The organism is Caulobacter sp. GW822-FHT07D08 (assembly GCF_058798735.1).
Genome location: NZ_JBXAKU010000003.1, coordinates 460,489 through 483,443 on the forward strand (window position 1 = coordinate 460,489; position 22,955 = coordinate 483,443).

The following is a 22,955-nucleotide window of genomic DNA, read 5'->3' on the forward strand; positions in this document are numbered from 1 at the left end:
CTGCGGGTTTGCGAGGCCCGCGCGTTCTCGAAAGTCCGTGTCCGGCGTTCTTGATCGTCCGAATCCGGCTGTTCCCGATAGTCCGAACCTCATGGCCAGTTCTCCACAGGCTTGAGGCCGACGCGGCGCATGGCGGCGTCGAACGGATCGACGGGGACGGGAGCGAAGTTCAGCCGGTCGCGGCCGAGCGCATGTTCGAGCGTGAGGACGTAGCCGGGGAGCGGCTGGCGCGCGACGATGGCGCGCAGCTCGAACGCGAACCGGCGCAGCGGCGAGAGCACGCCGGATTTGAGGTAAAGGTGCGGAACGTCGAAGCTCCAGCCGCCGCTCTGCCGTCCGCCATGCTTGCGCACGATGCGGTAGAGCCAGCGTTCGAGGCCGCCCGTCAGGTCGAAATAGGCGCGGTCGATGGTCAGCACGAGCGCGCGGTCGAGCACGCCGGCATAGAACCAATCGGGCAGGATCAGCTCGATCCCGAGCGCACGGCCGTTGCCGTCCGCCAGCTCGCGCCATTCGTTGATCCACGAGAAACGATGGCGGCGGCGCTGGTGCTGCTGCCGGATCGAGGTGGCGACGGTGGTGGATTGCAGGCGGTCGAGCGCGGCCTTCAGCCGCTCGTAGCTCGCCTTGCCGGTGCCGCGCCGGGTGAACGCCAGTATCTCGTGCGGCGTCGTCACCATAAGGCGCGAGGTCGGCCGTCCGGCGTCGCGCGCCTCGATGAGCTGGCTCGCCGCCCATATCAGCACGTCGGCGTCCCAAATAGTCGCCATGCCATGCTCGGGCACGGCCTCGACCGAGATCCACGTCGCGCCCATGCGGAAGTCGATGGGCGCGGTGCGGCGGGATTTGGCGAGGCTGAAGAACGGCCAGGCCATCAAGTCCTGCGCGTCGCGGGCCGCAAGGTCGCCGGGGACCGAGCGGAACAGCTCAAGCTGCGTGCGCTCGGCGCTGGACCGGCCGGAGAGGGAGCGTGCAGTGGGCATCGGCGCTCAGCGGCGCACGCAATCGGTGGGGAGGCGCTTGGCGGGATAGACGACGCCGTTGCCCGGATCGGAGGTCGAGCGGCGGGTGCCGAGCGCGGCCCAGGAGTCGAGGTCGTCGATCGCATAGACGATCCGGCCGCCGAGCCTGCGGAACACCGGGCCGGTGCCGTAGCAGCGGTGCTTCTCCAGCGTGCGGGCCGAGAGACCGAGATGGATCGCCGCGTCGGGCGTCTTGAGATAGCGTGGCGTTGTGGCGGCGACAGGCTCGGCCATGATGATCCTCCTGATGATGGCCGGCCCCGAAAAAGGGGTCCGGCGGACAGGAGGTGATCCTGGCGAAATGACCCCGGCGCGGAGAAGGGACAGCGCCGAGGGGAGCGGCAATGTCCCCTGTCAGCCGCCGCGCAGCAGGCGGAGATAGCCGCCGTCCCGCAGCTCGACGGCTTCGGCCAGCCAGCGGCGGACGCGCTTGCGCTCCTTGCTTTCAACCCATTCGGCGGCGCTGTAGCGGCGGACCCTGCGATGGATCAGCGAGGCGGCCAGCTCGCGTTGAGTGGCGCCTGCCTGGTGGCCGTCGAGCACTTGCAGCAAGGTGACGAGGTGCAGGCGCCGGAAGGGCGGCGGGCGCCACGCTGGCGGGCCGGCCGCCATGCCGTTGAGGCGGCGGCACAGGCGCTCGACCGACGCGAGGCGTGCGAAGGGGTTAGGTCCGATCGGCAGCATCACGGCCATCGGTCCGTGACACGGACCGCACATGCAAAGATGCTCGTCGCCATCGGGATCGGCGAGGATGATATGAAGGAAGTCGCCCATCCTGATCCGCGCGCGAACGTCGCCGAGCGCTCGCATGTCGAGAGGTTGCGCGCCGATTCCGGCAAGCGCGGGCGCGAGGACGATGCTGGCCGGCGACAGGTCTGGGCGCGCGACCGCCAGCTTGCGGTCGAAGGCCGAGCCGGGGGCGGCGTGGTAGCTGATGCCCCAGCGCTGCACGAGGTTGGCGGTCGCATTGTCGGCGGAGATCGTGCCGCGTTTCACGCGGCCGAGCGCACGGCGGTAGTCGGAGCGATAGCGCACGTTGCGGCTGAGATAGCCGATGGCGATATCCGAATATTGCAGCGCGTCGTCCCCGGCCTCGTCCGGGGGCGCGCGCCAGTCCTTCTCAGGCGGCATCGAGACCCTCCCAAGCATGGCCCTCTGCGGAGCGCGTTGGAAGATTTTCTCAGTCGCGGGGGCATGGAGAAGCCCTGCCGAATGGGTGGGCGCATAGCCGATTCAAGTCAGCGATTTGGCCTGATTTCTGCGCTTTTGCGATGCTGACAGAATGGTCGTTATGAGCCAGATGGACGTAGATAATGGCGATATCCGGTCTCAGACATCCATCTCGCGCGCGCAAGATGGGAGTCGTAGACCAACTGGGCGCGTTCGGGTTCCCTCTCCGGGTCAATCCCGAAAATGATCCGCACGGCCTCGCGCCAATCGGCTTTTTCCGCTGCCGCGTCTAACAGTCGCCAGTAGGTGCGGTGATGGCGTTCGTCATACTCGGTGACGTGCGGCGCATCAGGCGCGCTGTCCTCGAAAGCAGTTATGGCCATTGCCTCGCTTCGCTTTCAGCAATTGCTCCCTGCGCCCGCAGATTGGCAGGCTATACACCATAATGGACCGAAGCAATTACACTGTCTTCGCTATGGCGGCACGATGCTGAGAGCATAATAAAGCGAACATCGACGCCCATTACTTCCTCGATTTCTCTGCCGCGCCGCGCACCAGCATGACGCCTTCGCCGCGTTCCGAATCAAGGAAGACGATGCCTGCGTCCTCCAGCGCCTTGACCACCTGATGGCGGGTATCTTCGCGCACGGGCAGGTTATTCTCGGATTCGAGACGTTTGAGCGCAGTCAACGCAACAAGGGCCTCGTCGGCAAGCATCTCCTGGGTCCAATTGAGAAGCGCGCGAGCGGCCCGCACCTGGCGGGAAGTGATCATACGCGATCACGTTCACGAGGCCGGGCCTATGCGCCATGAAAACGACTATTATAGTCGCCTTGGTATAAGGGGAACCGACAAACGCGAGCCGAGCGAACGTCCGGCGAGCGCGCCTTTTCCAGCGGCCGCGCGGACCATCGGGCCGCGCGGCCGCTGCCGATACGGGCATCCGAGTCGGCGGCGTTATGCCGGCGACAGGAAGCGAAGCCGCAGGGCCGGACGGTCCAGCCCTGCGGCAATGGGCGTCAACCTGTCTTGAGGCGTTGCATCCCTTCGGCCAGCGTCCAGAGCGCGCGGTTGAGCGTCACATTCTGGTCGATGCCGTTGATCGGTCGCGAACGGCTGCGACGGATATGGCCTTCGGCATTGCGCTTGCTGCCATGCAGCCCGCCCCGAATGATGTTCTCCTGTATCACGTTGAAGGTGGTCCACAGGCTGCTGTCCCGATCCTCGTGACGGCGCGGCTCGATGATCTGCTCGGGGGTAAGCGGGCTTTCATCATCGCCATAGCGGGCGACAAGGCTGACCTCGCCAAGCAAGCGCTGCTCATCTTCGGAAAGCCGAACCTCCTTCATCGTCTCGCTGGCGTCGATCAGCCGGGGGAAGTCCTCCGCCACGGTGTAAACGCCTTCGATGATGTCGTGCTGGATATTGCCCTTATGCGGCACGCGGACTTCCTCGAACCGCTCGCCCGCGATCATGCTGTTGGTGCAGACAAACCGCAGCATCCCGGCGAACATCTGATAGGCGCTAGTCCCGTCATGGCTGTTGACGATGATGACCTCGGCGGCCTCGGGCTTGCCGATGCCTCCGTCCCGGCGCAGCCGCAGCATATGCTTGGCGTGGCCGTGGCGGCTGCCGTCACGCGGGACCGACTGGACGGCGAAGAACGGGAACCATCCCTCTCGGCGCAGCCCCTCCACGATGTCGATGGTCGGGACATAGACATAGCGCTCCGAACGGCTGTCGTGCGCCTCGTTGGCGAAGATGGATGGGACGTGGCGATAGAGCGCCTCGTTGTCGAGCGGCTCGCGCCCGCTGATCTGATGGGCGTTGCGGCCGAACCGGGTGGCGAGGTGGTGGATGCTCATGGTCTTTCCTTCCGTGGGCTTGGGTTTCCGCGCAGCGGAGCGCCGCGCTGAAACCCTGCCCGTCGGCGAGACCGGGGGTGCAACCGGAGTGGGCGGCTTCGCGGGGAACCGGCTGCACGGAACGCGAAGCGTGGAGGAAGCTGGGCGGAAGCCGCTCCGAAGGGCGCTGGGGGCAGAGCCCCAAGCAACCGCGCCGCCCCGGCGACGCATGACGGGCCTGCGGCTCGCGGCGTTCGGGGGCGCGAGCGCGCAACGTCGCGCCGAGGAATGAACGGCGGCAGCCGTCGACTGCGAGGTTCTCAGCGCCATCCGCCGGAAGCCGGCCGGGCTATACGATCACGCATGGCCCCCGGTCGCTTTTTCGGAGGCTGGAGAAGGTGCGCCCCGCCGTGTGGCGGGGCGCCGGTGGGATCAGTCGGACACCAGCTCGTAGTCGCCAGTGGTCTCGTTCTCGAACAGCCGGAGATAGACCGGCGTGCCGCCGGGAAGGGTCAGCTTGAACGAGACGTAATCGCGCTGCTCCTTGCTGGTCTTCTTCCAGGCGGCGCCGAACTCGATGCGCTCGTCGTCGGCCGCCACGATGCGGAAGTCGGGAGCCTTGTCATTGTCCTTGCCGTCGATCGGGCGAAGCTCGACCTGCTCGCGCGTGCCGAAGAAGCGGATTTCGCCGGTGTAGCCGCGATTGGTGGTGGTGAAGATGCCGCGGATCATATCGTCAGTCCTTTCTTGCCTCGGGACCACGCCATTGCGGCCTCGATGGCTGTCGACCGGACGGGGGACGACTGACCTGCACCCGAAGGGCGGAACGAAGTGGCTGGCGGTGGCGGACGGCTTTTTTGCTTCGCGATGCAAAGCCGGCAGGGCCGGCGGCGGAAAAAAGCCGTGCGACGCCGTTGCGGGGAGGCAGGCGGACCTCGGCCAGACAAGCCTTTTCAGAGGCCGTGTGGCGGCGTGCCGAGAGCAGATGCGGGGAAGACGACGTTGCGGCATCCCTGACGCCACCTCATGTCGCGCCAAGGCGAACCGATCACATCAGAGAAGCGTGCTTTGGAGAATGAGCAGGACGACGCAGTAATAAATGACGATCCCGGTGACATCGACCAGCGTGGCGACGAACGGCGCGGTCGCGCTCGCCGGATCGAAGCCCAAGCGCGTCTGGAGCATCCGATCAGCCACCGTCGGACTGGCCCATTCGGCCAGCGCTATTCGATGAAGGCGGCGAGGTTGCGCAGCGTCGATGCCATTCCGGCCTGGTGGTCGTCGGCGCTGATACCCGGCGGCACGTTCGCGCAGAGGATGGTGACGCGGGTGCCATCGGCAACGGGCGTCAGCGTCGTCGTCACCCGCATCGTTCCGGCGAAGGCAGGATCGTCGGAAGCGAACACCACATCTTCCACGATGCGCTCGTAGGGGAGCAGCTCGACGAACTGGCCGGCGAAGCGGTCCTCCCGTTCGGAGGACTTTCCGACCACGCCGGGCGCGGGATCGTCATAGATGAAGGCCATGCGATAGCCGCCGCCAGCGCGTGCGTCGAACGACTCGATGCGCGCGTGCATCCCCTTTGGCGGCCGCCAGGACGCCACCGATTCGGCGTCGGTCATGGCCCGGAAGATGTCGCGCGGCGGAGCCAGGATCGTGCGTGAGGCCGTGTCGATTCGCGCGCTGTCCGATGCTATCGCCATGCCGGATGATTAGCGGGAAGCGGGGCCAGCCGCCAACGCATCGCGAGCCGGGCCACGCCCGGCGAGCGCATTTTTCCTGAACGCCAGAGCGGCCGCGCCCGGACAAGAGCGCGGCCGCGAATTATCCGGCCTTCACGAAGGGAAAGGCCGGAACCGCTCGCGCGGTCCCGGCCCGTCACCTATTCGGCCGCAACCGCATAATGCGGCTGACCCTCGTCCTCCGGTTCCGGCGCGATGGCGTCCGCCTCGATCCCGGTCGGCTGCGCCACGGCGTCCGCGCCGTCCTGCGCTTCGGTGTCGGGGGCCTCCGCTTCGGACGGCTGCGCGTCCGCTGCGAAATCCTCCGCCTCCACCGCCTCGGGTTCACCCTCCGGCGCGCGCAACAGGACGGGAAGCCAGCCCGTCCCGGCGACAAGCTGCTCCGCCGCGTCGGCCATGTCCGCCTTCTTCATCGGCAGGATGCGCTCGGCTGCCTCGACCGAAACGGCCTCGCTGACGGCCTGCCCGATATGGGCCTTGGTGACGCGCCCGAAATAGCTGCGGGCGGTCGCGGTCCACGTCGCGGTCATGTCGAGGTCAACGGCCTTGGCCAGTCCGTCCGCCGCCTCGATGCGGGCGGTGGAACGCTCCCAAGGCACCTTCACCGCATTGACGGTGAGCGACACGCAATGCGCCAGAAGCTCGGTGCGGCTGTCGCCGTCCAGCGCCGCGAGAAACGGCCACAGGTCCGCCGTATCGTCGGGAAGCTGCGCGCCCCATTGATCGTGCCGCGCCGCGAGCGCTTCGCCCGCGCCGCTGTCCGCGATGCCCTCGGCATGGCTGGCGATGTCTTCGCTCTTGGCGGTGATGGCGAGGCAGGACTTGCCGAACCCATGATAGAACAGGTCCAGCACCAGCGCGTGGGTGAGGGCCACCATCGCCATGTCGGGCTGCGCGCCCAACGCGAGACGGAGGCCGAGCGTCCGGTGGGCCGTGAGGTCACGAACGAGGCTGTCCGAAATGGGCTTGCCCGCGTCGGCCTCGTCCACCTCTTCTTCCTCGTCGGCGTCCTCGTCGTCCTCCACGGCTTCGCCGTCCTCCGCGATGTCATCGCCCTCGTCCTCGGTGGCAACCTCGGGCTGCGGCTCGTCCTCGGCGCGGACATAGCCGCGCTCGATCTTCACCTCGCCATTGGAGCCGAGGGAGACGAACACGCCGCCACGCTCGATGATGGCGGGATCGTAGGCCGAGCGCTTGGCGCTGATCGCGTCGATCTCGTTGCTCAACGCCTGCGCCTTCACCGCCACGTCCTCGGGCATGTCCTCGTAGGAGTCATAGCCTTCGATCAGGGCGTCGTGTGCCGCCGCCGCCTCGGACAGCCGCGCCTCGTCCTCGTCGGACAGGCCAACAGGTTGCGGATAGTAGCGCCGCATCCCATGACCGTGCGGATAGTCGATACTCGCCTCGGCCCATTTCCAGCCCTCGGCCAATATCTCCCCGGCGATCTCGCGCAACCGCTCCACGGCAAGCGTGTCGAGCAAGCCCGCATCCTCGAAGAAACCGCCGTCATCCTCGGTGAACAGGTCGCGAATGACATTGCCCCCGGCCTCGGCGTAGGCATCGGCGCCGATGAACACGGCCCGCCGGTCGCTCGCGGGCACGTTGCTCGCGGTGAGGTCGCGCCGGATGATCCACGGCTCCTTGTTCCACGACAGGTTATCGAAAACCTGCTCCTGACGGGCATGGTCGTCGGTGATGACGAACGCCGCCAACTGGTCGAGCGTCAACCCGTCCTGCCGATAGACGTCCATCAGCTTCGGGCTGACCGCGCCGAGCCGCAGCCGCCGCTTGACGATCTCGGGCGACACGCCGAACCGCGCGCCGATTTCCTCCGCGCCCCATCCCTTGTCGCGGGAAAGCTCGTGGAAGCGCTCGAACTGATCGGCCGGATGAAGCTGCTCCCGATTGTAGTTCTCATCCAAGCTCACCTCGGCCGGATCGTTCTCGGTGTCGAGCCAGCAGCGGACAAGGTGGTTCTTCCTGATCTCCTTGCGCTTGGCGCGCAGCAGATAGGCGAGCCTGCGCCCTTCGCCAGCGGTGACGAGATAGCAGCCGGTCGGCTTGCCGTTCTTCACCTCCGGCTCGACGACGAGGTTCTGATAAAGCCCCTTGGCCGCGACGGACGCGGCGAGCGCTGCAATGAACTCGTCGGTATGCGGCACCTTGCGGACGTTCTTCGGGGACTTCTTGAGCTTGTTCAGGGGGACGAACACGGTCTGACCGTCTTGCGCGCTCTGCTCGGTCGCCACGGTTTCGATGGTATTGGTCATTTCCTTACTCCTTGGGCTTAGGTTTCCGCGCAGCGGAAGCGCCGCGCTGAAACCCTGCCCGTCGGCGAGACCGGGGGTGCAAACGGAGGGACGGCTTCGCGGGGAACCGGCTGCACGGAGCGAAGCGGAGGAAGCTGGGCGGAAGACGTTCCGAAGTGCGCCAGGGGCGGAGTCCCAAGCTCCGCGCCGCTCGCGGCGCCACAAACGACGCACCCTTGCGGCGGACGGCCGGCGCGGCGGCGTGCGCGCGGGCCTGGGGGCCAGCCGTCGCCGCGCCCTCCGGCCAGAGCAAGTGTGCAAACGCGGGCAGATAAAAACGCGCGACCCCTGCGCGGCTTCAGCCGCCAGTGTGCGCTCCCTAGATCCCCGCGTGCTATCTGGGGCGTTGCGGGGTGTCCCCGCTCGAAGGGGTCCGGCGAGACCTGTCAGGGACTCGACGGTAGGGGAAGGCTTTCCCCCTCAAACCGTTTGGGATGAAGACGGAAACAGCACGATCCGCACGCTGGAAGCGCGTTGCGAAGGCTTCAGGCTGTGGCTAGAAATAAAGTGCCCCGGCGGTATGCAAAGCAGGGACCACCGGGGGATACGGGCTCCATGTAGTCGATCCTGGCGGAAAAATCGAGGAGCACGCGGCCCGCGTCATGGGATTGCAGCCGATTGGCCGCGACGGACCCCGTCAAGCGACGCCATACCTATTCTTGCCGTTGCATCGGTGCTTCCGGGAGAAAGATTGCAGCGCTAGGCATATGTGATGAGCAGCGCCTACTTAAACGCGATTCTGGCTAGGGAGGCCGTTGATACCAGCGCGTTCTCACCTGTTCGGCAGGTCCAGACAATAATCGCGCCTGTGCTTCAGCAATGGGCAAACCGTTTCTTACTGTCGATTTCTCCGAGCGGCTCGTTTGCCAAAGGCACGGCCAACCGAAGCGGCACTGACATCGACCTTTTCATTTCGCTGCACGAAGACACGCCCGAGACTTTGAAGGATATTTACGGCTCGCTCTTCAACGCCATTGCAGGCGCCGGCTATGTGCCAAAGCGGCAGAATGCGTCGATCAACGCGACGATCGGCGGCTTCGATGTCGATCTCGTCCCCGGCAAGCGGCAGTCCGCCTGGACGACGGATCACAGCCTCTACCGGCGCACGGCCGATACCTGGACGAAGACAAATGTGACGACACATATCAACACCGTCGTCATGGCGGGCCATCAGCGCGAGTCGCGGCTCCTGAAACTGTGGCGCAACCAGAAGCGGCTCGAATTCCCATCTTTCTATCTTGAGCTGACCGTGATCGCAGCCTTGAGCGGGAGGACATCGCCTGACTTGGCGGAGAATGTCGTGACGGTGCTGGAGTATCTCAGGGACAAGTTCACTGCAGCACGGGTGATCGATCCCGCCAATGGAAACAATGTCATATCGGATGATCTCACCGGCACGGAGAAGCAAGCGGTGCGGCGGTTGGCGGAAGCTGCGCTGGGCGGCAATTGGAGCGGCTTCGTGCAATGACCGAATGGTCCCTCAAAACTTTGCTGCAAAGCCTGCACGACGAGATCGAAGCGAAGCTGGGCATCGCGCGCGGCAGCTTCGGTCACGGCGGAACGAAGGGTGACGCCAGCGAAGCTGTGTGGCTGGAGCTATTGCAGGGCTATTTGCCCGAACGGTATCGCGCTGCCGGCGCACATGTGGTCGACAGCAAGGGCGCCTTCAGCCACCAGATCGATATCGTCATCTTCGATCGCCAATATTCGCCCTTTATCTTCAATTTCAAAGATCAGTTCATCGTACCGGCAGAGAGCGTCTATGCTGTGTTCGAGACCAAGCAGGCGATCAATGCGCAGCATGTCGCCTATGCGGCGGACAAGGTGGCCAGCGTTCGCGCACTCCATCGGACGAGCCTGCCGATACCGCACGCGGGCGGCATCTACGATCCGCGACCATTGCCGGCCATTATCGGCGGACTGCTCACGTTCGAGAGCGAATGGAATCCACCGCTCGGCCAGCCGCTGACCGATGCGCTCGCAGCGCTCGATGGGCAGCACCGCCTCGATATCGGATGCGTCGCAGCGCACGGAGTGTTCGGCTGCGACACGGACGGTTGCTCGCAGGCGCAGGTCGGCGTGCGAGCGGCGACGCGGTTCCTGCTCGACCTCATCTCCCGCCTTCAGGCGAGCGCGACCGTCCCGATGATCGACGTGGGCGCTTATGCCGCTTGGCTCGACTGACCGCTAAGCCGCCGGGATCGGGACCGCGATCTGATTGGCGATGGCGGTATAGAGGTCGATGTCGGCCTCGGGCGCGCGGATCGACACACACAATGCGTAGCGGGCGGAACGATCCCAGCGCTGGAGCGAAGGCTTCTCCTTCCACCATCCGCTGACGGGGAAGACTCCGATCGCGTCGCGCTCGGCGAGGGCGGCCGCGCTGCCACGCCAAATGTCGCTATGGATCGAACCGCGGTCACGGATCGTACCCAGAACCCAGGAGTCACCGCCCGCGGCAGCGCCGACAGCGCCAGCCTCTTCGTCCTGAGCCGCCTTGTTGATCCGCTGCCGGAACGCTTCCAAGCCTTCGAGCGACCGCTTCACCGCAAAGCGGAGATTGTGCGAAGCGTAGCGGTGGCGCCGCGTCCAGCCCCGTTCACCGGGATTGGGCTCAACGAAATAGGACAGGGTGATCCGCAGCTCCACATCGAGATCGCCAAGCGCAGCCAGTTCGGCGCGCGGCCAGGGCAGTCGATGCAGATTCATATCGCGTGTTTTGATCGTCGAGCCGTCCTTGCGGAATGGCAACAGGGCGTCCTCGACCATCAAAGTCGCGTCGTTGGACGCGCTCATCAGCGCCCGGCCAAGGTCAGGCACGCCCCAGCCGTAGCGGCGTAGCATGGCCAGCTTCTGAGCTTGCGAGCCGGCCGCGTCGAAGCGCTGGCGCATCGCCGGCGTCCATTCGGCGGAATGGACAATGAGCGCGCGCACCGTTTCCGGCCAGAGTGTCGGACGGGCTGCGATAACGCCGGCGGCGAGGTTCGCGCCGAGCGCGGCAGCGCCGCTAGTGTCGCCGAACGCTTCGAACAGGCGCATGTTGGGACGATAGTGGGTCGTGAGGAGTTGGAGGTCGTCGATCGCCGAGGCCGGGTTGGCACCGTCATGCGCGAAGTTGCCGCCTTCGAACACGACATCCGGACGGATCGGCCATTGCCGATCCCAGATGGCCGACGTTCGGCTTGCCGGCGAGAGGTCGCCGGCCGGGGCGACGGGCGTCCATCCGTCATAGTCGGGATGGGTGATCGTGATCTTGTCGGTGCTGGCCCCGACGACGAGCGGATTCCAAGCCTGCGCCGGGCTTTCGACCTCTTCGAGGTCGTTGCGGTCAGGATAGTCGGCCGGATTGATGTCGCCGCGAAGATTGCCCGCCGCTAGGACCATCAGGCGTCGCCTGTCACCGCCGCCATAGCAGAGCTGATCCATTGACGAGGACCAGGAGGACGGCCGGCCCCGGCGCAAGCCGACGTCGCTGGTCACGGCCATGCAGAACACGCGCCGGCGACGGGGAGCATGGTCTTCGGCACGAGCGATACCGGTGGCCGTGATCGCTCCGTAAAGTCGCGGCTCGTTCTGCCCGGTTGGCGGCAGGATCTTCACCGTTTCGAGGCGATGACCAAGTGCGACCGGCTCGCCGTGGGAAAGCGCCGCTTCGAGATCGCCATAAAGCGCGACGCCAGCCATCGACGTGCCGTGACCATTCCAGAAGGCGCTGTCGCCGACGCCCCAGTCACCGTCGTAGCTATGCTGATCGGCAGGATCGAGGCCCGGCGCGAGCAGGGGGTGGGCCTGGGTCGCTCCGCTGTCCAGTATGCAGACTGCCGGTGCCAAGGGGGGCGGCGGTGCGATCCGATCAGCCAAGTCGTTCGCCCAAGCGGCCTGATCGACCGTGCGCATTTCGAGAAAGAGGGATGGAGTGTCCTTGGCGAGACGCAGTTCAGCCACGGCGTCGGAATTGCGTATCAGCCGATCCATCGTCGCTTCATCGGCGAGCGCCAACGCGACATCGCGCTCGGGAAAGCTGATGACGTGCTCCTTGATCGCGACATCGAGCTTGGCGGCGACAGACTGGAAGATCGCGAGACCGCCATCCCGAAGCCAGACTTCCCACCACACCTGACGGCCGTCGGCGGGAAAGTGCTGCGCTTCATCGGTAAATAGCGAGCGTGCGACCGCGACCCTGATGTCGTCGATCCGAGCGATCAGGGCCTCGTTCTTGGGCTTGCCGGTGCGCGTCTCCTCATCGCGATAGGCTTCGATCTTCTTGACGAAGAAATCGGCAGCAGCTTCCGGAACGAATACAGTGGCCGAGACCATCTCGTCGCCCTCCGCCGTAGGTCGAACCGCTACCAGCTCGATAGCCTTGGGCTTATTCTCCAAGGCTTCGACTGCGGCGCGCTCGGCTACGGGGATATCGAACTCCAGATAGAAGCCTGGCTTGCCCTCGGCGACGCCGTCTTCCCGCTCTGCGAGCCGTTGGCGGCCGGCGGCGAGCGCCGTTCCGATTGCCTGTTCCAACCGTGCAGCGTGCGCGGCACGCGCCCGCGCCGGAGGGAGGCCGCTGATGACCAGGCGGGGTGACGTGTACGCCTCGCTTTGGCCGCCGCCTTCGACGTGGAAATGGGGGCGGTCGCGGGGAGGTACAGCCATCGGGCCTCGTTGCTTAGAGGATGGCCGCGCGCCGCTCCGTCAGAGCGGTCAGCAGCGTCGCGGTCGTCACGCCATCGTGGCCATCCAGCACCGCGACTTTTGCCGCCTCGTCGGCAGCTCTGGCGACTTCGGCTTGGGAGAGATGGGCGGCGGATTCGAGAACAGGCGCCCATTCGATCGGCTTGAGATCGAAGGTCGCGAGCCGGGCTTCGAGGATGCCCTGCACAACCGAGGGATCAGGAAGATCGTAGCTGATGACATCGTCGAACCGTCGATAGAGCGCCTTGTCGAGCAATTCGGGGTGATTGGTCGCGGCAACGATGAGGCTCGGGCCATCGTCATTTTCGAGAAACTGGAGGAAGGAATTGAGCACCCGGCGAATTTCCCCAACGTCGTTCGGCCCGGCCCGTTGCGCGCCGATCGCGTCGAACTCGTCGAAGAAGTATACACCGCGCTGCATGGCAACGGCGTCGAAGACAAGCCGAAGCCGTGTGGCGGTCTCGCCCATGAGCTTGCCGATCAATCCATCGTAAAGAACCGTGAAAAGGGGCAGCTTCAACTCACCGGCCAAGGCGGCGGCGGTCATTGTCTTGCCTGCGCCAGGAGGGCCGACAAGCAAGAGCTTGCGGCGCGGGGCGAGCCCCCGCGCGCGGAGCCGCTCCTGCTGGCGCTGTTCCCGAAGGACGCGCGCAAGCCGCTCATCAAGTTCGGGCTTGAGCACCATGCTGGACAGCCGGACATCGGAATAGCGGGCTTCCAGAAGCCCTGCGAGTTCGCCCTTCGGCTGCGCCAACGGCACGGGGCCGGCTCCGCGCCGCGCCACCGTCGCGCTTTTGCCCTTGGCGGCATCGACCAACTCGCGCAGTTCCTGCGCGAGCTTCCCATGACCCTGCCTCGCCTCGTGCGCGGCTAGTTGCGTCGCCACGGAGAGGAAGCGGTCCTCATCCCCGTCTATATGGCTTTGCAGCAGTGCAACGATGTGGCGCGCGGTTGTCATAGGTCAGTTCAATGTTCCGGCCTCGGGTTGGAGAACTTTTCGGGAATCTAGCGTCGGTGATTCGCTGTGTAACGCGAATTCGTACAAGGGGTCGTTACTGCCCTCTCTGCCCTTCGCCAACACAGCATTTAGCCGGCGTCGATGGTCCGCTTGGCCGGCCGCAATCCGCGGGGTCTCGATTGCCGATGACCATGCGTTTCATCCAGCCCGGAATTAGGACGCCCCCATCGGATCATCACAGCCGCGAAAGGGCGTGGTGAGTTCGGTTCGACAAGTTTTCCGCGGAAATGCAGGGGCTTCGCGTCGCGCCGCCGCCAGCGTGGTGAGTTTTGGACTTCGAGAGGCGGCGCACCAAGGCTGCTGCGACAGTCTTAACTCACTGATTTCATTGGGAGTTTTGGCGCACCCAAGAGGATTCGAACCTCTGGCCTTCGCCTTCGGAGGGCGACGCTCTATCCAGCTGAGCTATGGGTGCGTATGGCTTGGAGCCGTAAGATTTGCGCCGGGGTAGGTCAATCCGCGATCGAATCCGACAGTCCGAGCGCGGTGAGAATTTGGTGAGTTTTTTCGTCCGTCCTTTCTTCCGTCCTCCTAAACCCTCGTAAATACTGTATAAAATCGCTGCTCTCGCGTTGGACGCGAGCCTTCGGAGGGCAACGCTCTATCCAGCTGAGCTACGGGTGCATCCTTGCGGGAAGCGGGTCTTAGCCGAAAGGCGGCGCGGGCGCAACGCGATCACGCGGCTCCCATGTAGATGAATCGCGCCACGAACAGCGCCGCCAGGACGAACAGCAGCCAATCGCCGGGCTTGGCCTGGCCGCGCACCAGCTTCAGGACGGCGAAGGCGGTGATGCCGAACGCCAGGCCGTTGGCGATCGAGAAGGTCAGCGGGATGGCGATCACCGTCAGGAAGGCGGGGATGGCCACGCCCGGATCGTCCCAGTCGATATCGGCCAGGGCGCCCACCATCATCGAGCCGACGATGATCAGGGCCGGGGCCGTGGCGGCGGCCGGGATCGCCTGGACCCAGGGCGCGAAGAACAGGGTCAGCAGGAACAGGAGGCCGACCACGATCGCCGTCAGGCCCGTACGGCCGCCCGCGGCCACGCCCGAGGCGCTCTCGATATAGCTGACGACGGTCGAGGTGCCGGCCAGCGAGCCGCCGATCGTGGCGATGCTGTCGGCGGTGAGGATGCGGTTCAGGCGCGGGATCGTGCCATCCGGTTGCACCAGGCCGGCCTTCTTGGTCACCGCGACCAGGGTGCCGACATTGTCGAACAGGTCGACGAACAGGAAGACGAAGATCACCTCGGCGATGGCCATGCCGGCTCCGCCGTTCAGGTGAAGGGCGGCCGGGATGTCCAGCTTGAAGGCGGTGGCGGTCAGGGCGGCCAGGCCGTACTCGCCGGGAACGACCTTGGCCAGGCCCAGGGCCCATCCGGCCGCGGCGGCGACGAGGATGCCGATCAGGATCGCGCCCTTCACCCGCCAGATCATCAGCCCGCCCATGATGGCGAGGCCCAGTATGGCCAGGACCGCCGTCGGCTGGGTCAGGTCGCCCAGGGCCACCGTGGTGGCCGGATTGGCGACGATGATGCCGGCTTCCTTCAGGCCGATGAAGGCGATGAACAGGCCCACGCCCGCCGCGACGGCCGAGAACAGGGGGCGCGGAATGGCGCCGACGATCAGCTGGCGGATGCCCGCCACGGTCAGCACCAGGAAGGCCACGCCCGACAGAAAGACGCAGCCCAGGGCGGTCTCCCACGGCAGACCCATGCCCTTGACGACGGTGAAGGTGAAATAGGCGTTGAGGCCCATGCCGGGGGCCAGGGCGATCGGATAGTTGGCGATCAGGCCCATCAGGATCGAACCGAAGCCGGCGGCCAGGCAGGTGGCGGCGGCGACAGCGGCGATCGGCATGCCGGCCTGGCCCAGGATCGCCGGATTGACGATCACGATATAGGCCATGGTCAGGAAGGTGGTGAAGCCGGCCAGCACCTCGGTGCGCACCGATGTGCCCTGGGCCGCAAGCCCGAACCGCCGTTCAAGAAAAGTCATGCGATGCGCCCCCGACGCGCGCCCAAATCGGTCGGGGGAGTTTGGCCGGCGAGATCTGGAACGCAAGCCTTAGCTTGGCGTGGGCTTATCGATACCGCCCAAAGTCCCTAGCGCTTGCGAAACCGCTTGGCCTCGGCCTCCAGCTTGGACATCCAGGCTTCCGGCTCGGTGCTTTCCGGCTGGAAGGGCAGTGTCCCAGCCACGCCGCGCACCGCCAGCCACAGCGGCGCGGAGAAGTGACCCAGGACCCGGAGCGGCCGGCGCTTGTCGTCGGTGACGTCCCAGCCCTCGGCCTCGAACGCGGCGACCTGCGCGGCCGGCGGCTGGTTTTCGACATGGTCCCAGCCGGGCGGCCGCTCCACCGTCTCGGCCGTGTCGGCGGTCAGGCCGAACAGGGCGAGCACACAGGCGTCAATCTCCGGAAACTCGGCCCGGGCCTCGGGTTCGGCGAAGTCGCGCTTGAGCAAGGCCCGGTACTCCAGGTCCTTGACGCCAGGGAGGTCGATCAGGCGCCGTAGCGCGTCAGGCTTGCTGGTCATGCGCTCAGTCCTTGGTCGGATCGGCCGCGTTCGGGTCGTTGTAGGTCAGGGCCAGGAAGACGTCTTCCAGATCCGGGTCCTCGGTGGCGATATCCTTGATCTTCAGGCCGCTCGCGCGCACCGCCGCCAGCACCTGCTCGACGCTGGACTGGCCCGTGCGATAGCTGACCTGGAAGGCGCCGTTGGCCCGCAGCTTGGTGTCGAAGCCCGCCAGGGCCGGGGCGGTCAGCACCGGCTCCTCCGGCGTCACCACGACATTGCGGCTGTCCATGCGGCTAAGCAGGGTCGCGGTCGGCTCGCAGGCCACCACCTCGCCGCGGTTGATGATGGCGATCTCGTCGCACAGCTCCTGGGCCTCTTCCAGGTAGTGGGTGGTCAGCACGATGGTGACGCCCAGCTCGTTGAGGCCCTTCACATAGCGCCAGAGCTGGCGGCGCAGCTCGACGTCGACGCCGGCGGTCGGTTCGTCGAGGATCAGCACCGGCGGCTGGTGGACCATGGCTTTCGCCACCATCAGTCGCCGTTTCATGCCGCCCGATAGCTGGCGGACATAGGCATTGGCCTTGTCGCCCAGGCCCAGGGCGTTGAGCAGCTCGTCGGTGCGGCGCTCGTTCTTCGGCACGCCATAGAAGCCGGCCTGCACCTCCATCGACTCGCGCGGGGTGAAGAAGACGTCAGCGGCCAGCTCCTGGGGCACCACGCCGATCGCGGCGCGGGCGTCGCGCGGCCGCTGGTCGATGTCGCGGCCCCAGATCCTCACCGTGCCCGAGCTCTTGCGCACCAGGCCGGCCAGGATGTTGATGAAGGTCGACTTGCCCGCGCCGTTGGGACCCAGCAGGCCGAAGATCGAACCGCGCGGGATCTTCAGGTCGATGCCATTCAGCGCCCGCTTTTCCGGCGAGGTCTTGGTGCCGGCATAGGTCTTGTAGAGGCCTTCGGCTTCGATGGCGTAGGCGGGCAGGTCCATGGAGCGTCCAGATAGAAGATGGGCGGATCGGGTGGCGCGGAGGCCGGGAAACGTCGTTTAAGGCGCGCGTCGATTGACGGCGCCTTTGAGCGTCGCATAGGTATGCCTCGTTCGCCGCCGCGCCAAGGCCGCGTCCGGAGCCTTTCTCGCGAGAAAGGCTCCTGTCTATCGTTTGGCGCGCGACGGACGCCGAAACCGGCGGCCACTTTCGTCTGTCGCGCTCGAAATCAGGGATTTCCCAATATGGCCAAGACCCCGTCCACCTCCGCCCTCGACGCCCTGCCCGGATCGGCGACGACCGAGCCGGCGACGGTTCCGACCGCCATGGACACCCTGGCCCAGGTCGGTCCCGCGCCGGAGACGATCTCGGTCCGCTCGCACCGCATCGCCTGCGACGGCGTCGGCGGGGCCCTGGGCCATCCGCGCGTGTGGCTGGAGATGGGCGCGGCCGGCTTCGTCGACTGCCCCTATTGCGACCGCCGCTTCGTGGCTTCGACCGCCGTGGGCGACGAGGACGAGATCCTGGCCCCGGGCGTCTATGAAGGCGCCGGCGGGCACTAGGCCCGCCGCCCGTCCCATGGCCGACGACATCTCCCAATCGAACCGCGCCGAGACCCTGGCCAAGGCCTGGGAAGCGCTGGAGTGGCCGCACGAGGCGCCGGTGCTGCGCGCCATCGCCATGCCCTCCGACACCAATCCCGAAGGCGACATCTTCGGCGGCTGGCTGCTGTCGCAGATGGACCTGGCGGCCGCCTCGGTGGCCTTCCACCGCGCCGCCGGCCGCTGCGCCACCATCGCCATCGACGGCATGACCTTCATCAGCCCGGTGTTCGTCGGCGACGAGGTCAGCCTGTTCGCACGCCTGATCCACACGGGCCGCACCTCTCTGAGGGTCCAGGTCGAGGCCTGGCGCCGCCGCCGCGACGGCGAGCAGGCTCACAAGGTGACCGAGGGCGTCTTCACGTTCGTGGCCATCGGCGACGACCGCAAGCCAAGGCCGCTGCCGGTTTAGGGCGGCCACACGCATAGGTCGTCCTTTCCTCTCCGCCCCGCTTGGGGGCGGACAGACCGCGCGCGGCACGGGTCAGGTGGGGCCTGTGCTGAGTCCAGTCGCGCGGCGCCCCTTCACACGGCCAGCCGCTGAAGTTCGTGGAAAGGGACGCGGAGCGCCGGACAGCGTCCGGAGCATGAGGGGAAGAATACCGTTTCGACGAAGCCAGACGCTCCGCGCGACCGTTATTCGCCAACGTCCCGTCGGGTGGCCCTGTTCAGGCCTTACCGGGACCCGGGCTCTTCCGTTTCCGGATGACCCCAGCGGTCGAAGAGGACGGGCTTACAGCCTGACACGCCCCTTTGCCTCCAACCACGCCGACGGCGGGCGGGTGAGCCCAGCAAGCCCATCCCCGGATCGTCCGAGTATCCCCCTCGGACCTGACCCCGCTCGATCACACCCCGTCGCCGCAACGGTCGCTGGCCATGCGCCCTTTCCTCGCGACGAGGTGCAAGCATTATGGAGCCGTGCTGAACGCCGATCATTCAACGGCGTGTAAAATCGACAAGTATCTGATTTCGTTGGATCCGAGATCGCGAACGCCGGGGATGGAGCGCGCTGAATGCTCTTTCGGACGCCGATCAGTGGGTCTGCTTCCGAGCGTGGACCTCATTTCGGCTTCCGACCCATGACGGCTGTTCGTGATGCCCGTTCTTTTCCAAGGCACTGGCCGCGAAGCCTGAGTTGCGGCGGTTCGCAGGCAATGACCTCGACGCAGAAGTGTCATCACCAAGTGCGAGATGAATCCGATCGCGACGCGCACTCTTGGTGGTTGAGCTAAGATCACCGAGATTGGCCTCGACGGCTACGAGTCGCGGCGGAGCGCCGCAGTTTTTGGGGGTAGGATGAAGCGGCCATTTTTTCGTTCGAGCGGCGCGGCGCGCGGCGCTCTTTTGATCGTTTTGGCCGTGGGGGCCTTACCGACCATCGCCCTCGCCACCGACCTACCGCCGTGTGGTCCAGAGGCGAATGGCAACGTCGTCAGCACCAGCACGGTAGCCACGCCGCTGGCCGGCAGCGAGAGCGAGGCCGAGATCGGCCAAAGCATGATCTCAGCCGTGCGGCTGGACGATCTCGCGACCGGCATCAGGGTGCTCGAGCCGTTTTCCGCGAGCGGGAAGTACGTCGGCGCGGCTTTCCAAGTCCAGGTTCCAGCGGGAGACTATCCTATTCTCAAGGGATCGACCGGCGGGGCGGTCGACGTTCCGAACGCCGTCTTCAAGTATGACCGCGAACGCAAACCGCGTCGCGGGTTCGGCGCTCCCAGCGTCATCATGCACATCGCCCCCTCGAACGTCGCAGACATCGAGGTCATCGTGATTTTCGGAATTCCGCAGCAGACCGCTATCGCCGAGCACCCGCCCTTCAAGCCCATGGCCTGCACTCGGGTCGACAAGCCCTCCTTCCGGCGCGAACTCGTCTATTCGGGTGCGAGCAAGGGGACCATTAAACTGCTCTATCGCGAGTTCAGCAACGACTTGGCCCGTCCTGCCTTCTCGCAGGATCTCACCTACGACCTTGCGGATGGCGACGAGATTGGCTTTCGGGGCGCCCGTTTCAAGGTGCTAAAGGCCACCAATACGTCGATCCGCTACGTGGTCCTCAAGCCGCTGAACGAAAACTGATCTATGAACCCGACCGCGTCCGACAGACACGGTCGGGCCACCCGCCGAGGGACGATCGGCGCTGCAGACTTGAGCCCGCTCACCACCCCGAACAGACGATCACAATGTCCGCTTCGGGGCTGGCGGCCGACGATTGCCAGCGTCGGTGCATTCCCTCATTTCAGGGCGGGCGTTCAGAAAAGTGCTTTAAAGGTGCTGCGCGCCTGCCGCTCGCTAATAACGTGGGCTTCGCGCTCGTTCTCTTCCCACCAAGAGCCACAGGCTTGGCACCGGCGAAGATGTGCGTGGTTAGGTATGCTGGTCCCGATAAATGCAGGGGACGACTGGTCTCCCGAAAGGATGCCTTGCCGGCACGCCTTACACCCTTTTCTGAACCAATCGAACATGCGGTGAATCTAGCGCGTACAACGCCCGACAGCACCCGTTGCAGACCTTCGCCATTTCCGCTCAAGGTTAGGAATGAAGATCGCCAGGCTCGTCGTTCCGATATTCGTTGTCGCCCTCGCAGGGTGCGATAGGCCGCAAGCGACGAGCTGTGCGTCCATCTCTTCATCGGACGCCCAAGCTATGGCGCTAAAGGCGAAGAGCGGAATGCTGTCGCGTTCCATAGAGGCGGAGCAGCGGACTTACGCCAGCGACGAGGTCGAGGAGGTCGAGGAGGTTCGGACCACGGCCGAAGGCTATGCGGCAAAGGTAACATTCGCTGGCTTGGGCGGCGCGCGCCTTACCGCCCTTGTCGATGACGACTGTTACATCGGCTGGACGGAAAGCCGTCCTGCTGCAGGGGGCGGCTAAGCAGTAACCCTCCGCCGAAGGCCGCCTTGTCGGCGTGAGGGCTGATGCGGATGCTGCGCGCTTAAGTCGTACCTATGAGCGCGCATAGCAGCACAGCATGGCCCATATGACCCTTTTGACGGGGCCTGAGCGCAGGCGCCGGTGGAGCGAGGACGACAGGGTCAAGATCTTGGCGGCGTCGTTCACGCCGGGCGCCGTAGTCGCCGACGTAGCTCGCCAGTTCGAGATATCGACCAGCCTGATCTACAAGTGGCGCAAGGCGTGCCTGCCGCCGTCGGCGCCCACCTTCGCACCGGCGATATTGGTCGATGCGCCCGAGGCGACGCCGAACAGGGCTCAGGCTCAGGTTCCCGCGATCCTGGTCGAGTTGCCCGGCGGCGCGCGAGTGAACATTGCGTCAAGCGCGCCGACGGCGTTGGTCGCGGCGACGCTCAAGGCGCTTCGTCCGTGATCCCGGTCCCGGGCGGGGTCCGGGTCTGGATCGCCAGCGGTCACACGGACATGCGCAAGGGCATGCCCGGCCTGGCCCTTCTGGTGCAGGAGCACTTCAAGCGGGACCCGTTCGCGGGGGACGTGTTCGTCTTCCGCGGGCGCGGCGGCGCGTTGATCAAGGCGATCTGGCACGACGGCATCGGGCTGTCGCTCTACGCCAAGCGGCTGGACCGGGGCCGGTTCATTTGGCCTCAGACCACGGGCGGGGTTGTGGCGCTGACCACGGGGCAGATGAGCTATCTCCTGGAAGGGATCGACTGGCGTAACCCGCAGGCGACTTGGCGGCCACAGGCGGCGGGCTGAGGCTAAAAAATCTGATCCCAGATGCAGATAGGGGCGCCTCAAGCGGCGGATTTTGTGATTCCATCGCCCTTGTGGATGCTGAGCAGACCCCCGTTGCGGAAGTCGTCGAGGCGCTGAAGGTCGCGCTGGCCAAGGCGCAAGCCGAGCTTGCCGAAGTCCGCGCTCAGCGGTCGGACGACCAGGCGCTGATCGCCCATCTGAAGCTTCAGATCGCCAAGCTGAACCGCGAGCGGTTCGGACCACATGCCGAGCGGACCGCGCGGCTGCTGGACCAGATGGAACTGCAGTTGGAGGAACTGGAGGCCTCGGCCACGGCGGACGAGATCGCCGCCGAGATCGCGGCGGCCAAGACCACGACGGTGGCGGCCTTCACGCGCAAGCGGCCGGCCCGCAAGCCGTTCCCCGAACATCTGCCCAGAGAGCGGGTCATCGTGCCGGGGCCCAGCTCCTGCCTCTGCTGCGGCGGGACGCGCCTGTCCAAGCTGGGCGAGGACATCACCGAGACGCTGGAGGCCGTCCCGCGCCAGTGGAAGGTGATCCAGCACGTGCGCGAGAAGTTCACATGCCGCGATTGCGAGAAGATCAGCCAGGCGCCGGCGCCGTTCCATGTGGTCCCACGCGGTTGGGCGGGACCGAGCCTCCTGGCGATGATCGTCTTCGAGAAGTTCGGCCAGCATCAGCCCCTGAACCGCCAGGCCGAGCGCTACGCCAAGGAGGGCGTGCCCTTGAGCCTTTCTACGCTGGCCGATCAGGTGGGCGCGGTCTGCGCCGTGATGCGGCCGGTCTTCGAGCGGATCGAAGCCCATGTTCTGGCCGCCGAACGACTGCACGGCGACGACACCACCGTGCCGGTCCTGGCCAAGGGCAAGACCGATACCGGTCGATGTTGGGCCTATGTGCGTGATGATCGCCCGTTCGGCGGAGCAGCGCCGCCGGCGGCGGTGTTCTACTATTCTCGCGATAGACGCGGCGAGCATCCGCAAGGACACTTGGCCCGATGGTCCGGCGTGCTGCAGGCTGACGCCTATGGCGGCTACAACGCCCTCTATCAGGGCGGCCGCGGTCCCGACGCCATCCACCAGGCCCTATGCTGGGCTCACGGCCGCCGCAAGGTCTTCGAACTGGCCGACATCGCTCAGGCCGCCCGGCACAAGGCGCGCGGCAAGACCGCAGCCATCTCGCCGATCGCCCTGGAAGCGGTCAGGCGCATCGACGCCCTGTTCGACATCGAGCGCGCCATCAACGGCCGCACCACCCCCGAGCGACTTGCGGTCCGCCAGGAGCAGAGCGCGCCGCTCGTCGCCGAACTGGAGGCCTGGATGCGAGATCAGCGGGCCAAGCTCTCGCGCCACGATCCCGTCGCCAAGGCGCTGGACTACATGCTCACCCGC

The 22,955-nt window shown here is 65.9% G+C and carries 23 protein-coding genes and 1 tRNA gene; 9 read left to right on the forward strand and 15 right to left on the reverse strand.

Annotation, left to right across the window (positions count from 1 at the left end; all coding sequences use genetic code 11):
* Positions 1-89: 89 nt before the first annotated feature.
* The 9 genes from AC1RJ9_RS08700 to AC1RJ9_RS08740 form a co-directional block, all read right to left on the reverse strand.
* Positions 90-983 (reverse strand): replication initiator protein A, encoded by an 894-nt coding sequence (locus AC1RJ9_RS08700; RefSeq protein WP_017502714.1) that lies wholly within the window; start codon positions 981-983, stop codon positions 90-92.
* Positions 984-989: 6 nt separating this feature from the next.
* On the reverse strand, positions 990-1,256 hold the full coding sequence (locus AC1RJ9_RS08705; protein ID WP_017502715.1) for a helix-turn-helix transcriptional regulator: 267 nt from the start codon (positions 1,254-1,256) through the stop codon (positions 990-992).
* A gap of 120 nt (positions 1,257-1,376) precedes the next feature.
* On the reverse strand, positions 1,377-2,153 hold the full coding sequence (locus AC1RJ9_RS08710; protein ID WP_017502716.1) for a DUF2285 domain-containing protein: 777 nt from the start codon (positions 2,151-2,153) through the stop codon (positions 1,377-1,379).
* Positions 2,154-2,714: 561 nt separating this feature from the next.
* On the reverse strand, positions 2,715-2,966 hold the full coding sequence (locus tag AC1RJ9_RS08715; RefSeq protein ID WP_017502718.1) for a helix-turn-helix domain-containing protein: 252 nt from the start codon (positions 2,964-2,966) through the stop codon (positions 2,715-2,717).
* Positions 2,967-3,211: 245 nt separating this feature from the next.
* A complete protein-coding gene (locus tag AC1RJ9_RS08720) occupies positions 3,212-4,057 on the reverse strand; it encodes a DUF932 domain-containing protein (RefSeq protein WP_017502719.1) in 846 nt (281 codons plus the stop codon).
* A gap of 411 nt (positions 4,058-4,468) precedes the next feature.
* Positions 4,469-4,768: a DUF736 domain-containing protein gene (locus AC1RJ9_RS08725; protein ID WP_017502721.1), complete on the reverse strand. Its 300-nt coding sequence runs from the start codon at positions 4,766-4,768 to the stop codon at positions 4,469-4,471.
* 321 nt (positions 4,769-5,089) lie between these two features.
* Positions 5,090-5,221, reverse strand: a complete 132-nt coding sequence (locus AC1RJ9_RS08730) for a magnesium transporter (RefSeq protein WP_017502722.1) — start codon at positions 5,219-5,221, stop codon at positions 5,090-5,092.
* Between the two features lie 38 nt (positions 5,222-5,259).
* The gene (locus AC1RJ9_RS08735) at positions 5,260-5,739 is read right to left on the reverse strand and encodes an SRPBCC family protein (protein WP_017502723.1); all 480 of its coding nucleotides are present in this window, start codon (positions 5,737-5,739) and stop codon (positions 5,260-5,262) included.
* Positions 5,740-5,918: 179 nt separating this feature from the next.
* Positions 5,919-8,048: a ParB/RepB/Spo0J family partition protein gene (locus AC1RJ9_RS08740; protein WP_043090875.1), complete on the reverse strand. Its 2,130-nt coding sequence runs from the start codon at positions 8,046-8,048 to the stop codon at positions 5,919-5,921.
* Between the two features lie 751 nt (positions 8,049-8,799).
* Here AC1RJ9_RS08740 and AC1RJ9_RS08745 point away from each other — a divergent pair.
* Together AC1RJ9_RS08745 and AC1RJ9_RS08750 are read left to right on the forward strand one after the other, a co-directional pair.
* Positions 8,800-9,555 carry a nucleotidyltransferase domain-containing protein gene (locus tag AC1RJ9_RS08745; RefSeq protein WP_026109030.1) on the forward strand — a complete coding sequence of 252 codons (756 nt, stop codon included), beginning with the start codon at positions 8,800-8,802 and terminating at the stop codon, positions 9,553-9,555.
* The gene (locus tag AC1RJ9_RS08750) at positions 9,552-10,271 is read left to right on the forward strand and encodes a DUF6602 domain-containing protein (RefSeq protein WP_017500488.1); all 720 of its coding nucleotides are present in this window, start codon (positions 9,552-9,554) and stop codon (positions 10,269-10,271) included. The genes AC1RJ9_RS08745 and AC1RJ9_RS08750 overlap by 4 nt, the downstream gene beginning before the upstream one ends.
* 3 nt (positions 10,272-10,274) lie before the next feature.
* Here AC1RJ9_RS08750 and AC1RJ9_RS08755 read toward each other — a convergent pair whose 3' ends face one another.
* From AC1RJ9_RS08755 to AC1RJ9_RS08780, 6 genes are all read right to left on the reverse strand, one after another.
* Positions 10,275-12,737 (reverse strand): S8 family peptidase, encoded by a 2,463-nt coding sequence (locus AC1RJ9_RS08755; protein WP_026109029.1) that lies wholly within the window; start codon positions 12,735-12,737, stop codon positions 10,275-10,277.
* A 13-nt stretch (positions 12,738-12,750) separates the two neighbouring features.
* A complete protein-coding gene (locus tag AC1RJ9_RS08760; protein WP_017500486.1) occupies positions 12,751-13,734 on the reverse strand; it encodes an AAA family ATPase in 984 nt (327 codons plus the stop codon).
* A 398-nt stretch (positions 13,735-14,132) separates the two neighbouring features.
* Positions 14,133-14,209: transfer RNA gene (locus AC1RJ9_RS08765), tRNA-Arg, on the reverse strand.
* A 260-nt stretch (positions 14,210-14,469) separates the two neighbouring features.
* Positions 14,470-15,792: an NCS2 family permease gene (locus tag AC1RJ9_RS08770; RefSeq protein WP_492837599.1), complete on the reverse strand. Its 1,323-nt coding sequence runs from the start codon at positions 15,790-15,792 to the stop codon at positions 14,470-14,472.
* A gap of 107 nt (positions 15,793-15,899) precedes the next feature.
* Positions 15,900-16,331 (reverse strand): hypothetical protein, encoded by a 432-nt coding sequence (locus AC1RJ9_RS08775; protein ID WP_492837598.1) that lies wholly within the window; start codon positions 16,329-16,331, stop codon positions 15,900-15,902.
* 4 nt (positions 16,332-16,335) lie between these two features.
* Positions 16,336-17,298 (reverse strand): ABC transporter ATP-binding protein, encoded by a 963-nt coding sequence (locus AC1RJ9_RS08780; protein ID WP_492837597.1) that lies wholly within the window; start codon positions 17,296-17,298, stop codon positions 16,336-16,338.
* A 243-nt stretch (positions 17,299-17,541) separates the two neighbouring features.
* On the opposite strand from AC1RJ9_RS08780, the gene AC1RJ9_RS08785 reads away from it, so the two are divergent.
* From AC1RJ9_RS08785 to tnpC, 7 genes are all read left to right on the forward strand, one after another.
* The gene (locus AC1RJ9_RS08785; protein WP_492837596.1) at positions 17,542-17,859 is read left to right on the forward strand and encodes a zinc-finger domain-containing protein; all 318 of its coding nucleotides are present in this window, start codon (positions 17,542-17,544) and stop codon (positions 17,857-17,859) included.
* A gap of 16 nt (positions 17,860-17,875) precedes the next feature.
* A complete protein-coding gene (locus tag AC1RJ9_RS08790) occupies positions 17,876-18,310 on the forward strand; it encodes an acyl-CoA thioesterase (protein ID WP_492837595.1) in 435 nt (144 codons plus the stop codon).
* A gap of 884 nt (positions 18,311-19,194) precedes the next feature.
* Entirely contained in the window at positions 19,195-19,974 is a 780-nt protein-coding gene (locus tag AC1RJ9_RS08795; RefSeq protein ID WP_492837594.1) for a hypothetical protein, read from the forward strand.
* 591 nt (positions 19,975-20,565) lie between these two features.
* On the forward strand, positions 20,566-20,769 hold the full coding sequence (locus tag AC1RJ9_RS08800) for a hypothetical protein (protein ID WP_492837593.1): 204 nt from the start codon (positions 20,566-20,568) through the stop codon (positions 20,767-20,769).
* 106 nt (positions 20,770-20,875) lie between these two features.
* Positions 20,876-21,220, forward strand: coding sequence for an IS66-like element accessory protein TnpA (gene tnpA / locus AC1RJ9_RS08805; RefSeq protein WP_492881601.1), 345 nt, complete (start codon positions 20,876-20,878; stop codon positions 21,218-21,220).
* Positions 21,217-21,564, forward strand: a complete 348-nt coding sequence (tnpB, locus tag AC1RJ9_RS08810) for an IS66 family insertion sequence element accessory protein TnpB (RefSeq protein ID WP_492837591.1) — start codon at positions 21,217-21,219, stop codon at positions 21,562-21,564. Before tnpA ends, tnpB begins: the two co-directional genes overlap by 4 nt.
* Before the next feature lie 71 nt (positions 21,565-21,635).
* Positions 21,636-22,955: IS66 family transposase (tnpC, locus tag AC1RJ9_RS08815; RefSeq protein WP_492837589.1), on the forward strand; the 1,320-nt coding region annotated here is incomplete at its 3' end.

What these genes read in the sequence shown, in the direction of transcription:
- AC1RJ9_RS08710 (WP_017502716.1), bottom strand. Translation starts at nt 2,153, where the DNA reads ATGCCGCCTGAGAAGGACTGGCGCGCGCCCCCGGACGAGGCCGGGGAC.
- AC1RJ9_RS08795 (WP_492837594.1), top strand. Translation starts at nt 19,195, where the DNA reads ATGAAGCGGCCATTTTTTCGTTCGAGCGGCGCGGCGCGCGGCGCTCTT.
- AC1RJ9_RS08755 (WP_026109029.1), bottom strand. Translation starts at nt 12,737, where the DNA reads ATGGCTGTACCTCCCCGCGACCGCCCCCATTTCCACGTCGAAGGCGGC.
- AC1RJ9_RS08715 (WP_017502718.1), bottom strand. Translation starts at nt 2,966, where the DNA reads ATGATCACTTCCCGCCAGGTGCGGGCCGCTCGCGCGCTTCTCAATTGG.
- tnpA (WP_492881601.1), top strand. Translation starts at nt 20,876, where the DNA reads ATGACCCTTTTGACGGGGCCTGAGCGCAGGCGCCGGTGGAGCGAGGAC.
- AC1RJ9_RS08790 (WP_492837595.1), top strand. Translation starts at nt 17,876, where the DNA reads ATGGCCGACGACATCTCCCAATCGAACCGCGCCGAGACCCTGGCCAAG.
- AC1RJ9_RS08735 (WP_017502723.1), bottom strand. Translation starts at nt 5,739, where the DNA reads ATGGCGATAGCATCGGACAGCGCGCGAATCGACACGGCCTCACGCACG.
- AC1RJ9_RS08730 (WP_017502722.1), bottom strand. Translation starts at nt 5,221, where the DNA reads ATGCTCCAGACGCGCTTGGGCTTCGATCCGGCGAGCGCGACCGCGCCG.
- AC1RJ9_RS08700 (WP_017502714.1), bottom strand. Translation starts at nt 983, where the DNA reads ATGCCCACTGCACGCTCCCTCTCCGGCCGGTCCAGCGCCGAGCGCACG.
- AC1RJ9_RS08800 (WP_492837593.1), top strand. Translation starts at nt 20,566, where the DNA reads ATGCTGTCGCGTTCCATAGAGGCGGAGCAGCGGACTTACGCCAGCGAC.
- AC1RJ9_RS08720 (WP_017502719.1), bottom strand. Translation starts at nt 4,057, where the DNA reads ATGAGCATCCACCACCTCGCCACCCGGTTCGGCCGCAACGCCCATCAG.
- AC1RJ9_RS08785 (WP_492837596.1), top strand. Translation starts at nt 17,542, where the DNA reads ATGGCCAAGACCCCGTCCACCTCCGCCCTCGACGCCCTGCCCGGATCG.
- AC1RJ9_RS08750 (WP_017500488.1), top strand. Translation starts at nt 9,552, where the DNA reads ATGACCGAATGGTCCCTCAAAACTTTGCTGCAAAGCCTGCACGACGAG.
- AC1RJ9_RS08780 (WP_492837597.1), bottom strand. Translation starts at nt 17,298, where the DNA reads ATGGACCTGCCCGCCTACGCCATCGAAGCCGAAGGCCTCTACAAGACC.
- AC1RJ9_RS08740 (WP_043090875.1), bottom strand. Translation starts at nt 8,048, where the DNA reads ATGACCAATACCATCGAAACCGTGGCGACCGAGCAGAGCGCGCAAGAC.
- AC1RJ9_RS08725 (WP_017502721.1), bottom strand. Translation starts at nt 4,768, where the DNA reads ATGATCCGCGGCATCTTCACCACCACCAATCGCGGCTACACCGGCGAA.
- AC1RJ9_RS08760 (WP_017500486.1), bottom strand. Translation starts at nt 13,734, where the DNA reads ATGACAACCGCGCGCCACATCGTTGCACTGCTGCAAAGCCATATAGAC.
- AC1RJ9_RS08705 (WP_017502715.1), bottom strand. Translation starts at nt 1,256, where the DNA reads ATGGCCGAGCCTGTCGCCGCCACAACGCCACGCTATCTCAAGACGCCC.
- AC1RJ9_RS08775 (WP_492837598.1), bottom strand. Translation starts at nt 16,331, where the DNA reads ATGACCAGCAAGCCTGACGCGCTACGGCGCCTGATCGACCTCCCTGGC.
- AC1RJ9_RS08770 (WP_492837599.1), bottom strand. Translation starts at nt 15,792, where the DNA reads ATGACTTTTCTTGAACGGCGGTTCGGGCTTGCGGCCCAGGGCACATCG.
- AC1RJ9_RS08745 (WP_026109030.1), top strand. Translation starts at nt 8,800, where the DNA reads ATGAGCAGCGCCTACTTAAACGCGATTCTGGCTAGGGAGGCCGTTGAT.